Source organism: Janthinobacterium sp. GW822-FHT07H10, assembly GCF_058798675.1.
Genome location: NZ_JBXAKS010000005.1, coordinates 65,878 through 78,641 on the forward strand (window position 1 = coordinate 65,878; position 12,764 = coordinate 78,641).

Below are 12,764 nucleotides of genomic sequence, written 5' to 3' on the forward strand. Positions count from 1 at the left end.
GGCCTGCGATGCGCACCGGCTGGGTACCCCCTTGTCCAGCACGGCTGCGCTTCGCGGCCACGCATCACAGCCCTCCGCGACGGTTTTGTCCGGGGTTTATTTGGTTTTAAATGCAGATCAACCTGGCGCATCCTTCGCGGATGCGTTTTTGGCGCCGTCCCGTGATATAAATCGTGTTATGACTATGTCATGGATCACGGCGCCGTCTTTTCACTGAAGATGATGCCCGTTTGCAAGCGGGTCTGAGCACAAGAGCGCCGGCACAGGCGCATTTTTCACCTTTTTCGGCCCCCGTATGCCGAAGCCCCCTAAAAGCTTGATCAAAAAAGGAATGTGGAGATGAAACTGAAATTCAAGATTACCCAACTGGCCGCACTGACCACCCTGGCATTCGCTGGCAGCGCATTCGCGACCGACGTGGAAGTGCTGCACTACTGGACGTCCGGCGGCGAAGCGAAGTCCGTGGGCCAGTTGCAGCAAATCGTGAAAGAAAGCGGCTTCGGCTGGAAAGACTTCGCCGTGGCTGGCGGCGCTGGCGAAAACGCCGCGACCGCGCTGAAGACCCGCGTCATTTCCGGCAATCCGCCAACGGCCGCCCAGATCAAGGGCCCGTCGATCCAGGAGTGGGGCGCGGAAGGCGTGCTGGCCAATATCGATGATGCCGCCATTCCAGGCAAATGGGATGCCGTGCTGCCGAAAGTCGTCGCCGACATCATGAAATACAAGGGCCACTACGTCGCCGCTCCCGTCAACGTCCACCGCGTCAACTGGATGTGGGTCAATCCGGAAGTGCTGAAAAAAGCCGGCGTCGCCACCACCCCGACCACCTGGCCAGCCTTCTTCGAAGCGGCCGAGAAGATCAAGAAATCGGGCGGCATCGCGATTGCCCACGGCGGCCAGCCATGGCAGGACGCCACCGTGTTTGAATCGGTCGCGCTGGGCGTGGGCGGCACGGAATTCTACAAGAAGGCCATCCTCAAGCTGGACCAGAAGGAATTGACCGGCCCGACCATGCTCAAGGTGTTCGACACCCTGGGCAAGGTGAAGACCTATATCGACAAGGATGCGGCAGGCCGCGACTGGAACCTGGCGACAGCCATGGTCATCAACAACAAGGCCGGCTTCCAGTTCATGGGTGACTGGGCCAAGGGCGAGTTCACGGCCGCCGGCAAGGTGCCAGGCAAGGACTACCTGTGCGTGGCCGCGCCAGGCACCGAAAAAGCCTACACCTTCAACATCGATTCGTTTGCCATGTTCACGCAAAAGGATGCGAATGCGAAGAAAGGGCAGATCGCCCTGGCCAACGCCATCATGAATCCGAAGTTCCAGTCGATCTTCAACTTGAACAAGGGTTCCATCCCGGTGCGCACCGGCGTTTCCAAGGACAAGTTCGACGCTTGCGCCCTGAAATCGATGGAAGACATGGACGCCACCAACAAGACCGGCGCGCTGCTGCCGTCGTTCGCCCACGGCATGGCCCTGCCATCGGCCACGCAAGGCGCCGTGTTCGACGTCGTCGCCAAGTTCATGAACACCAACATGAGCTCGAAAGACGCCGTTGCCGAACTGGCCAAAGCGGCAAAAGTGAAGTAATCACGATAGCGCCGGCGTCCCCGCCGGCGCGTTCTGCATCGCATGCATCGCAGGCACGCACCCTGGCAGTCGCCCAGGCGCGTGCCACACGCAGTTTTACTTCTACGGCTGTCCTATGTCCATACGCAAGCAATTCGACCGATGGATACCGCAGATGGTGCTGGGCCCGACGCTCATCGCCAGCCTGGTATTCGTCTATGGTTTTATCTTTCTGACCGGTTGGCTCTCGCTGACCGAATCGCGGCTGATGCCGAACTACGAGTTCGCCGGCCTGGTGCAATACTACGAGCTGTTCGACAATGAGCGCTGGTGGACCTCGCTCAAGAACCTCGGCATCTTTGGTGTCCTGTTCATCGGTTGCAGCATTGCCATCGGCCTGTTCCTGGCGATCCTGCTGGACCAGAAAATCCGCGCCGAAGGCGCGCTGCGCGCCATCTACCTGTATCCGATGGCGCTGTCCTTCATCGTTACCGGCACGGCCTGGAAATGGATGCTCAATCCCAGCCTGGGCCTGGAAAAGGTCATGCATGACTGGGGCTGGACCTCGTTTACCTTCGACTGGCTGGTGAACTCCGACATGGCCATCTACACGGTGGTGATCGCCGGCGTCTGGCAGTCGTCGGGCTTCGTCATGGCCCTGTTCCTGGCCGGCCTGCGCGGCATCGACGACGAAATCATCAAGGCGGCGCAAGTCGACGGCGCGTCCCTGCCGACGATCTACTGGCGCATCGTGATTCCCGCCATGCGTCCCGTGTTCTTCAGCGTGCTGCTGATCCTCGCGCATATCGCCATCAAGAGCTTCGACCTGGTCATCGCACTGACGGCTGGCGGACCTGGCAACTCGTCGTCCGTACCGGCCATCTTCATGTACCAGTTTTCCTTCACCCGCGGCCAGCTGGGCCTGGGCTCGGCATCGGCAATGATGATGCTGGCCACCATCGTGGCCGTGCTCGTGCCGCTGATGTACCTGGAAACGCGCAGCGCAAAGGCGATGAGATGACACACACACGCAATAACCGGCTCACCCTCGGACGGGTGGTTGTATACCTGCTGCTGATTCTGTTCGCGGTGTACTACATCGTGCCCCTGTACGTGACCCTGTCGACGTCGTTCAAGTCGCTCGACGAGATCCGCAGCGGCAACCTGCTGGCGCTGCCGCACGTGTGGCAGTTCGATTCCTGGTCCAAGGCCTGGTCATCGGCCTGCACGGGCGTCACCTGCGACGGCATGCAGCCGTTCTTCTGGAACTCGATCAAGATGGTGATTCCCGCCGTGCTGATCTCGACCTTCCTGGGCGCCTTCAACGGCTATGTGTTCGCGCACTGGCGTTTCCGCGGTTCCGAAGCGCTGTTCGCTGCCTTGCTGGTGGGCTGCTTCATCCCGTTCCAGGTGGTGATCCTGCCGATGGCGCGCCTGCTGGGCGAATTCGGCCTGGCCAATACCACCACGGGCCTCGTCTTCGTGCACGTGGTGTATGGCACGGCCTTCACGACCCTGTTCTTCCGCAACTACTACATCGGCGTGCCGGAAGAACTGATCAAGGCGGCCCGCATCGACGGCGCCGGCTTCTTCCTGATCTTCCGCAAGATCGTGCTGCCGATTTCGGGTCCGATTTTCGTCGTCTGCATCATCTGGCAATTCACGCAGATCTGGAACGACTTCCTGTTCGGCATCGTCTTCGCCAGCGGCGATTCGCAGCCGATCACGGTGGGCCTGAATAACCTGGTCAACACGTCCACGGGCGTGAAGGAATACAACGTCAACATGGCGGCCGCGGTGATTGCCGCGCTGCCGACCCTGCTGGTCTATCTGGTCGCAGGCCGTTATTTTGTGCGCGGCCTGACCGCAGGCGCAGTCAAAGGTTAAGGAAAGAATATGTCCAGTTTATCGATACGCAGCATCCGCAAGGTATACACGAATGGCGTCGAAGTCCTGAAAGGCATCGACATCGAGATCAAGGATGGCCAGTTCCTGATCCTCGTCGGCGGCTCCGGCTCCGGCAAATCGACCTTGCTCAATATGGTGGCCGGCCTGGAAAGCGTCACTTCGGGCGAAATCCTCATCGACGGCAAGGTCGTCAACGACTTGCCGCCGAAGGACCGCGACATCGCCATGGTGTTCCAGTCCTACGCCCTGTACCCGTCGATGACGGTGCGCGAGAACATCGCCTTTGGCCTGAATGTGAAAAAAGTGCCAAAGGCCGAGCAGGAGGAAATCGTCGCCCGCGTCGCCGAAACGCTGCAGATCACGCACTTGCTGGACCGCCGTCCGGCGCAGCTGTCGGGCGGCCAGCGCCAGCGCGTGGCCATGGGCCGCGCCATTTCGCGCAAGCCGTCGCTGTTCCTGTTCGACGAACCGCTGTCGAACCTGGACGCCAAGCTGCGCGTGGAAATGCGCGCCGAGATCAAGCTGCTGCACCAGCGCCTGAAAGCCACCATCGTCTACGTCACGCATGACCAGATCGAGGCGATGACGATGGGCGATTTGATCGCCGTCATGAAGGATGGGGTGGTGCAGCAGCTGGGCACGCCGCAGGAAATCTACGACAATCCGGCCAATCTGTTCGTGGCAGGATTCATCGGCTCGCCGTCGATGAACTTCATCACCGTCAAGCCTGTCATCGAAGGCAATGACGTGTTTGCCGCCATCGAGAACGCGGGCAAGAGCATGCGCCTGGCCCTGCCATTCGCCGCCGACAAGCTGCGCAGCCATGCTGGCCGCGAGGTGATCCTGGGCGTGCGTCCGGAACAGATCACGGACATGAGCAGCGCGCACGGCGACGTCGGCCAGGAACTGGGCTGCCTGATCGACCTGGTCGAGCCGACCGGTCCCGACACCCTGCTGACGACGCGCCTGAACGGCGCGGCAGTCACTTGCCGCACGCACCCGCGCGAAGCGGTGCTGCCGGGGCAGACCATGCAGCTGTCGTTCAACCTGTCGAAAGCGGCCATGTTTGATCCGGCCAACGGCGAGCGCATCGCGTAAGCGCCGCTGCGTCATCCGGGCCCGCCCGCTCCACGGAGCCGGCGGGCTTTTTTGCGCCTGCGCTGCCCCGGTACGGCAAACGGCGTGTTATTGTTTAGAAAACTTTACAAGGAAGACCATCATGTTGCTGCGCCTGCTAGCCGTCTCCGCAATGACGCTCCCGGTGTTTTTGTGCGCGTCGTCCCCCTGGGCGCAGGAGGCGCCCGAGGCCGAGCAGGCGCAAGTGCAGGAGCGGGAAACGGAGCGGGAAACGGAGCGTATCGTGGTGAGTGCGCAGCGTCCCGGTCCGGGCTTGTGGAAGGTCAGCAAGGATGGCCATGTGCTGTGGGTATTCGCCACGTATTCGCCGCTGCCTGAAAAGATGCAGTGGCGCTCGCAGCAGGTGGAAAGCGTGCTTGGACAGTCGCAGCAATACCTGGAGCCGCCGGGCGCCAGCACCAGTGTCGGCTTCTTTCGCGGCTTGACGCTGCTGCCCGGCGTCATCGGCTTGAAGAAAAATCCCGATGGCGCCACCTTGCATGACGTGTTGCCTGCCGATGTCTATGCGCGCTGGCAGCCCTTGAAGGCCAAATATCTGGGCGATGACGACGGTATCGAGCGCGAGCGTCCCATCTTCGCGGCCGATGCCCTGTTCCAGGCCGGCTTGAAGCATGCGGGACTGGGCAAGGGATACGAGGTGGAGCGTAAGATATCGGCCATGGTCAAACAGCACAAGCTGGAAAGAGTCAAGACCCGCATCGATCTGGAGATGGACAATCCCGCGCAGGTCATGAGCGACTTCAAAAAATCGGCGCTGGCCGATGTCGAGTGCTTTTCCCGTACCTTGGCCCGGCTCGAAAGCGATATCGACGCCATGCGGGTACGGGCCAGCGCCTGGTCCAAGGGCGATCTGGAAGGCATCGAAAAACTCGGCTTCGAGGACCAGGAAAGCGCCTGCGGCGACGCCATGCGCAATGCCGAGTTCACCCGCAAGCACGCGGGGCTGCAGAATGTGAAGGCGCGCATTCAGACGGCGTGGATCGCCGCCGCCGAGAAAGCGCTATCGGCCAATGCCAGCACCTTCGCCACCTTGCGCCTGGCCGATTTGCTGCGGCCGGACGGCTACCTGACGGAGCTGCAAGGGAAGGGCTACCTGGTGGAGCGGCCGGACTGAGGTCCGCGGCACGCTCCCTCGCATGCGGCCCTGCCTGCCCAGCGACTTGCGGTAGTCGATGGCGTAGCGCAGCTTGCCCTTGTCCTGCGTCAATTCAGCCAGCGTTTCATGGTCGACCTCGTCCAGCGCGCCCAGGTCCGCCGCGCGCTTGCCGCCGCTGACGATATCGGCCGGTTGCAGCGCCACCATGGCCTGCGCCGCCTGCAAAATCGCGTTGGCATACGCGGCGGGGTTCAGCAGGTCGATGCGTGCCAGGTCCAGCGCCGGCTTGCCGCGCAGCCAGTCGGCCCAATAGAATTCGAGGAATTCCGTGGCATGGTCGGGCGGCTCGTAGCCGACTTCGCGCGTGAAGTAGACGAGCGCGCGGTAGCGGTCGTCGCCGAGCGACTGCAGGCCGATGGCGGCCGGCAGCTGCTGCGGCGCGACGGGCTGGTTGCGGCCATCCTTCAGCCACACCTTGTTTTCCGCGCGCATGCGCGTCCAGAACGCGGATTCGTCCAGGGCGCTGAAATTGTCGCTGACCTTGACCCAGACTTTCAACCGGTGGTTGCGTCCGCCATCGGCCTCCCAGAAGGTGGAAAACGTGTGGTGGCCATCTGTCAGGTAGAGTTTGCCTTGCGGGCCGATGACGACGGTCTTCATGTCGTCCGGACGGCTGCCCACGGCCGCCTTGCAGCGGTAGCCGGGCGGTGGGGCGCCCAGGGTGGCGCCGGCCACATTGGCCGTGCCGGACAGGACGTCGCCCTGGCCATTGGCTTCGCACAGGTCGGCGAATTTCTTCGGCTTGGCGATGTCGGCGATGTGCTTTTCTTCGGCCGCATAGCGTCCCAGCTTGTAATACACCTGGTCGTAGCCGATGGCCGGCTGGGTCGGATGCAGTTCATCGAGGCTCACCTGCAGGATGCGCGGCTGGGCGGCGCTGCCGACGACGGTGGCCATCAGCGCCTGCTGGCGCGTGCTCAGGACGGGCGCCACGGCGGCATCGCGGGCCCAGGCCATGCTGGCGAAAGCGAGGGCCAGCGCGGCGGCGACTCGTGGAAATGCGGCGTGCATGCGACCTCCGAAGTGTGCGGTATGGCGTGCAGCATAGCGCGGCACGCGATTTCGCGCAGTCCGACAGGCGCATGCACTGCGCCATATCAAGATGTAGGCTTGAAACCGGCGCTTAAAACCACGTCTCCACTTGCAGGCCGAACGAGGTGCCGCTGGTGGCGTTGCCGTACACGGGGCCCGATTCATTGGCCTTGTTGACGGCAGGCGTGGCGGCATCGTTCCATTTGCCGTAAGTGACAAAGGCGCGCAGCTCGGGGCGCGACCAGTAGCCCTTGCCCGCCGTCAGGGTGGGCGCGAAGGTCAGCTTGGTCAGGCGCTGCGCGGCGCCGCCCGTGGGCGAGGTCACGCGGTCCGTGCCCAGTTCGAACTGCAGCTTGAAGTTGTCGTTGACGGCATACACGGGGCGCACGCCCAGGGTGGTCCAGGTCGAGCTGCCGCCCGAGGCGTCGGACTTGTCGCGCTGCACGATGGCGATCATTTCCGCGCTCCATTCCGGCGTCGGCTGTATCCACAGCGAATTGAAGATGCGCAAACGCGTGACGTCGCTGCCGTTGCGGATCGAACCCGTGGTGCCCATGCGGTCGCAGCACTGGCCGCCGGCGCCCGTGCCCGGTCCGACGCCGTACTGGATGCCGAAGGTATTGGCGCCGCCCCATACCTTATCCTGCTTGTGCAGCACGGTCGCTTGCCAGCCGCTGTGCGAGGTGCTGTCCTTCTTGTCGGGCGTGATGAGCGTGGTCAGCACTTCCAGCGTGCCATCCTGGTTGATCGGGATGCCCTGGTAGACGAGGTTTTGCCGGATGGCCGAGTTGCCCGGCTTGTCGTTATCCTTGAAGAAACCATAGCTGATGCGGCCCGGCCCCAGCTTGTACTGGTCGATGCCGCCGCCCGTGCCGTTCATATTGATGTATTGCAGATCCAGCATGTGGATGTCGGGACGCATGTAGTAGCGCTTGCCGATCCAGGCCGTGCCGCCATTGAGCGCGGGTATGTTTTTCGCTTCCACATACATCTTCGACATGCTCAGGTCCGCATCGCTGACGGCGGAGCTGGGCGTGTAGGCGGCCACCATGATATGGCCGACGAAGCTGACGCCGTTGGCCGACCTGGCCATTTCCTTCTGGTATTCGAACTCGCCATAGGTGTCGCATTCGTTGCCGAGCCGGTAGCGCATGGTATTGCCGCCCAGGCCGTAGCAGCTTTGCGGGCCGCGGCTGTCCGTGCTCGAGCCGAGGCCGGCGCGGAAGTAGCCGTGGTATTCGCCTTCGGCATCGCTGGCGCGGGCCGCGCCGCAGGCCAGCAGTACAGTGCAGGCGAGGGCCAGCGAGGTCTTGATCGGGTGTTGCATGGAGTCTCCTTGTCGTTATAAAAATGCGTGCTTGGGCACGTCGTACCGGATCGCTGCCGATCCAATCGGGGGACTGCCTGGGCGCGATGCTCAGGCGGCCAGTATCTGTTTCGATGAAACCAGGTTGCCGGGCCGGCGCCGCGTGCGCGCCACGCCTTGCGCGTCGAACAGATGGAAGGCGCTGCTGGCGGCCGAGACCGTGAATGGCTGGCCCAGCGGCACGCGGTTGTTGCCGTCGCCGCGTATCACCAGTTCCTGGCCGTTGTCCAGCGTCAGGTAGATGAAATTGGCTTCGCCCAGGTGTTCCACCAGGCTGACGACGCCCTGGAAGCGGGCGCTGCCGGTGCCGTTTTCCAGGACGTGTTCGGCGCGCAGGCCCACCGTGACGGCGTCGCCCGCCAGCAGGCCGGCCGGATCGACGAGGGCCGTGATTTCCTGGCCGCTAGCCAGCGCCACGCGCACGCCATCATCCTGCGCGGCAATGACCTTGCCCTCGAAGAAATTCATCATCGGCGCGCCGATGAAGCCGGCCACGAAGCGGTTGGCCGGCTGCTGGTACAGCTCGAGCGGCGTGCCCGCCTGCTGGATATGGCCGCCATGCATGACGACGATCTTGTCGCCCAGGGTCATCGCCTCGACCTGGTCGTGCGTGACGTAGACGATGGTGGCGTTCAGCTGGCGGTGCAGCTTGGCAATTTCCAGCCGCGTCTGCACGCGCAGGGCCGCGTCGAGGTTGGACAGCGGCTCGTCGAACAGGAACAGCTGCGGTTCGCGCACGATGGCGCGGCCGATGGCCACGCGCTGGCGCTGGCCGCCCGACAGTTCGCGCGGCAGGCGTTCCAGCAAGTGGTCGATCTTCAGGATGGCGGCCGCGTGGCGCACGCGCCGGGCGATGGCGTCCTTGCTGGCGCCGGCGATCTTCAGGCCGAAGGCCATGTTGCGAAATACGCTCATGTGCGGATACAGCGCATAGCTCTGGAAGACCATGGCGATGCCCCGTTCGGCCGGCGGCAAGTCGTTGACGACCTTGCCGCCGATGGACAAGGTGCCTTGCGAAATGCTTTCCAGGCCGCACAGCATGCGCATCAGGGTTGACTTGCCGCAGCCGGAAGGGCCCACCAGCACGACGAACTCGCCGTCGCGGATGTCGAGGTCGATGCCGGCCAGCACATTGTTGTGGCCGTCATAGGATTTGGTCAGTTGTTGCAGGCTTACATGGGCCATGGCGCACCTATTATTTGACCGCGCCGGACGTCAGGCCGCGGATCAGTTGACGAGAGAAAATGACGTACATGACGAGCACGGGAATGACGGCCAGCGACAGTGCCGCCAGCACGGAGTTCCAGTCCGTCACGTATTGGCCGATGAATTGCTGCACGCCCAGCGTGACGGTCTTGGTGCGGTCCGACGGCGCCAGGATCAGCGGGAACCACAGGTCGTTCCAGGCGGGTATCATGGTGAACACGGCCACCGTGGCGATGGCGGGGCGGATCAGCGGCAGGATCACCTGGAAGAAGATGGCAAACTCGCCCACGCCGTCGCAGCGCGCCGCATCCTTCAGTTCGCGCGGCACCTGGCGCACGAATTCGGACAGAATCATCACGGCCAGCGGCAGGCCCTGCGCCGTGTAGACCAGCACCAGCGCCGTCAGGGTGTTGATCAGGTCGAGCCGCACCACCAGTTCCAGGATGGAGACCGTGCCCAGGCGGATGGGGATCATGATGCCCAGCGCCAGGTACAGGGTCAGCAGGCGGTTGCCCGTAAACGTGTATTCGGACAAGGCCCAGGCAGCCATGGCGCCGAACAGCACGATCAGCAGCAGCGACAGCAAGGTGACGAACAGGCTGTTGCCGAAATACAGCAGGAAGTCCGAGTTGGCCAGCACCTTGTGAAAGCCCACGAGGGAAAAGGTGGCGGGCGTGGGCAGGGCCAGCGGATTGTCGAAGATGGCGGCCCGCGTCTTGACCGAGTTGATCAGGATCAGGACGATGGGGAACAGGGCGATGATGGTATAGCCGGCCAGGATCGCATGCACGGCGGCGCGGCCCAGGGGGCGGGTGGAAACGTTGCGCATGGCGGCCCTTACAGTTCGTAGCGTGTCAGCTTGCGCTGCACGAAAAAGAAATACACGCCCACGCCCGCGAGGATGACGAGGAACATCATGGTGGCCACGGCGGCGCCCATGGTGGGACTGCCCAGCTGGGCCTGGTAACCGAAGAAGGTGCGGTAAAAGAAGGTGCCGAGGATGTCGGTGGCATAGTTCGGCCCCGCCAGCGCGCCTTTCAAGGAATACACGAGGTCGAAGGCATTGAAGTTGGCGACAAAGGTGAGGATGGTCACCAGCCCCAGCGTGGGCCAGATCAGCGGCAGCTTGATTTGCCAGAAGATGCGCATGGCGCTGGCCCCTTCCGCGTGGGCCGCCTCGATGATTTCTTCGGGCACGGCCAGCAGGGCCGCATAGATCAGCATCATGGGGATGCCGATATATTGCCAAACGGAAATGAGGGCGATGGTCAGCAGGGCCGTCGATTCCTGGCCCAGCCACGGCGCGAAGTGGCTGCCGATGCCCACGCCATCCATCAGCGACTGGCCCACGCCCCACAGCGGCGACAGAATCAGTTGCCAGATGAAGCCGATGATGACGACGGACAGCAGGGTGGGCAGGAAGATCAGGGTGCGGTAGCTGCGTTCGCCTTTCAGCCCCTTGAGGCTGAAGAGGGTGGCCAGCAGCAGGCCGATGGGATTTTGCAGCAGCATGTGGATGAGGAAAAACTTGCAGTTGTTCCACATCGCATTCCAGAAACTTTGCGACCATTGCGGGTCGAACAGGATGGTGGCGTAGTTGGCCAGGCCGGCGAAATGGTGCTGGCCGCCCTCATCGGTCGTGTACAGGCCGAGGCGCAGGGTATCGGCCAGGGGCAGGGCGCTGAACAGCGAGTAGATGACCAGCGCCGGGGCCAGGAACACGAGCACGTGCCACGGGAAAGCTTTTTTCACGGCGAAACTCCAGACGAAGAAAAGCACCGGCGGCGGGGCCGCCGGCAAAACCGCGCCGCCGGCTGCCGCATCGCACTGCTCGGACCGGTCGCGCGGGGAGGATGGCGGGGAGGATTACTGCTGCGGCTTGTACCACTTGGCAAAGCCGGCCTGGATCTGGCGCGCCGCGTCCTTCGGCGCCAGCTTGCCGTTCAAGACCTGGGCGTTGACGTTCCACAGCTCGTTTTCCATGCTCGGTTCGCCACGGTTGAGGATTTGCGCGTTCAGGCGGATGGTCGAGGCGCAGCTGGCGCGCCAGCCATTCATCTGCTTGGCCAGCGGGTCCTTGATCGAGATCAAATGGTTCGACAGCGAAAAGAAACCCGTCACCTTGTTGGTATAGATGTCGGCGAATTCCTGCGAACCGAGCCAGGCGAGGAATTTGTAGGCGTCTTCCTTGTTCTTCGACTTCTTGTTGACGCTCATGCCGATGTCCGTGTGGTCCGAGATGTAGCACTTGTCGCCGGCCTTGCGCACGGGCGGGTTGAAGGCGCCCAGTTCCAGCTCCGGATCCTGCTTGAAATAGGCGATGTCCCAGGAGCCGGACGGGTAGATGGCGGCCTTGCCCAGCGCGAACTGGTTCTGGCTGTCGCCATAGGTTTGCGCGCTGGCGCCCTTGGACAGATAGCTGCCCAGCCGTGCTTCATATTCCCAGGCGGCGATGAATTGCGGATCGGTAAACTTGGCCTTGCCGGCGATCAGCGCCTTGCGGCCATCCTCGCCCTTCCAGTAATTGGCGCCGATGCTGGTGAAGATTACCTGGTTCGCTTCCCATTGGTCGGCCGTGCCCAGCGCCAGCGGCGCATATTTGCCGCTCTTCTTGACCGTTTCCAGCACCTTGAAGAACTCCTCTTCCGTGGCGGGCGGCTGCAGCTTCAGTTCGCGGAAGATTTTTTTGTTGTACAGGAAACCATGCATGACGGAAGCGATCGGCATGCAGAAGGTATCCTTGCCATCGTCCGTCTGCCACGCCACTTTGGCCGAGGCGGGGAAGTTGTCCATGCCGGCCTTGCCGTCGAGCTTTTCCAGCTGGCCCCGCTTGTACAGGGCCAGCGAGACGTCGAACGGGCGGCAAGCCAGCAAGTCGCCGGCCGTGCCGCCGCTCAGGCGCGCATTCAGGGTGGAATCGTATTCGGTGGGGGCGGTGGGCGAGAACTTGACGTCGATGCCAGGATGCTTTTTCTGGAAGGCGGGAATGAGCACCGTTTCCCACAGCGTCTTGTCATCCACGCGCCAGCTTTCGATGGTAAGCGTGCCCGCCTGTGCCGTGCCGCTGGCCAGCAGCAGGGCCAGCAATGTGTTGCGCGCGGCCACGCCGCCTTTTGCATGCTGTTGCATGTCGTCTCCTTGTTGGTGTTGGTCTTGTTTGGCTGCCTGTTACGCTGCAGTTGGCGGACAGTAGCATCGGGGAAAATGTGACGCCAGCACCCGGCATGGCGCCGGCCTGCATCGCGCATGTCATTGATTCAAAAGGGAAATGTCGAAGTGCGCAGGCGCGCCTGCTTACCTTTCCTTACCGTCGTTCACTGCCGTGGCGCGCCGCGCGGGGCGTCAGGCGGCCGCGCTGGTTGATGAGTCGCACAAGATAGGGCAACA

Annotated in this window: 11 protein-coding genes; 5 read left to right on the forward strand and 6 right to left on the reverse strand. The window is 62.8% G+C overall.

Annotated elements, in window-relative coordinates; genetic code table 11:
* The first annotated feature begins 339 nt into the window (after positions 1-339).
* The 5 genes from AC1RDJ_RS13550 to AC1RDJ_RS13570 all read left to right on the forward strand — a co-directional run bounded on the left by AC1RDJ_RS13550 (position 340) and on the right by AC1RDJ_RS13570 (position 5,731).
* Positions 340-1,593, forward strand: a complete 1,254-nt coding sequence (locus AC1RDJ_RS13550) for an ABC transporter substrate-binding protein (protein WP_071324168.1) — start codon at positions 340-342, stop codon at positions 1,591-1,593.
* A gap of 115 nt (positions 1,594-1,708) precedes the next feature.
* Positions 1,709-2,593: a carbohydrate ABC transporter permease gene (locus tag AC1RDJ_RS13555; protein ID WP_034777935.1), complete on the forward strand. Its 885-nt coding sequence runs from the start codon at positions 1,709-1,711 to the stop codon at positions 2,591-2,593.
* Complete coding sequence (locus tag AC1RDJ_RS13560; RefSeq protein ID WP_071324167.1) at positions 2,590-3,459, forward strand: carbohydrate ABC transporter permease; 870 nt, start codon at positions 2,590-2,592, stop codon at positions 3,457-3,459. The genes AC1RDJ_RS13555 and AC1RDJ_RS13560 overlap by 4 nt, the downstream gene beginning before the upstream one ends.
* Positions 3,460-3,468: 9 nt before the next feature.
* On the forward strand, positions 3,469-4,578 hold the full coding sequence (locus tag AC1RDJ_RS13565) for an ABC transporter ATP-binding protein (RefSeq protein WP_071324166.1): 1,110 nt from the start codon (positions 3,469-3,471) through the stop codon (positions 4,576-4,578).
* 121 nt (positions 4,579-4,699) lie between these two features.
* Entirely contained in the window at positions 4,700-5,731 is a 1,032-nt protein-coding gene (locus AC1RDJ_RS13570) for a TraB/GumN family protein (RefSeq protein ID WP_493027707.1), read from the forward strand.
* Here the strand turns inward: AC1RDJ_RS13570 and AC1RDJ_RS13575 are convergent.
* The 6 genes from AC1RDJ_RS13575 to AC1RDJ_RS13600 all read right to left on the reverse strand — a co-directional run bounded on the left by AC1RDJ_RS13575 (position 5,618) and on the right by AC1RDJ_RS13600 (position 12,506).
* Positions 5,618-6,784, reverse strand: a complete 1,167-nt coding sequence (locus AC1RDJ_RS13575; RefSeq protein WP_493027708.1) for a ParB/Srx family N-terminal domain-containing protein — start codon at positions 6,782-6,784, stop codon at positions 5,618-5,620. The genes AC1RDJ_RS13570 and AC1RDJ_RS13575 overlap by 114 nt on opposite strands.
* 112 nt (positions 6,785-6,896) lie before the next feature.
* Complete coding sequence (locus AC1RDJ_RS13580; RefSeq protein ID WP_493027709.1) at positions 6,897-8,132, reverse strand: maltoporin; 1,236 nt, start codon at positions 8,130-8,132, stop codon at positions 6,897-6,899.
* Positions 8,133-8,222: 90 nt separating this feature from the next.
* A complete protein-coding gene (locus AC1RDJ_RS13585; RefSeq protein ID WP_493027710.1) occupies positions 8,223-9,356 on the reverse strand; it encodes an ABC transporter ATP-binding protein in 1,134 nt (377 codons plus the stop codon).
* Between the two features lie 10 nt (positions 9,357-9,366).
* Positions 9,367-10,206, reverse strand: coding sequence for a carbohydrate ABC transporter permease (locus AC1RDJ_RS13590; protein WP_071324161.1), 840 nt, complete (start codon positions 10,204-10,206; stop codon positions 9,367-9,369).
* Between the two features lie 8 nt (positions 10,207-10,214).
* Entirely contained in the window at positions 10,215-11,129 is a 915-nt protein-coding gene (locus AC1RDJ_RS13595) for a carbohydrate ABC transporter permease (RefSeq protein ID WP_493027711.1), read from the reverse strand.
* 114 nt (positions 11,130-11,243) lie between these two features.
* Positions 11,244-12,506, reverse strand: coding sequence for an ABC transporter substrate-binding protein (locus AC1RDJ_RS13600; protein ID WP_071324160.1), 1,263 nt, complete (start codon positions 12,504-12,506; stop codon positions 11,244-11,246).
* Between the last annotated feature and the right edge of the window lie 258 nt (positions 12,507-12,764).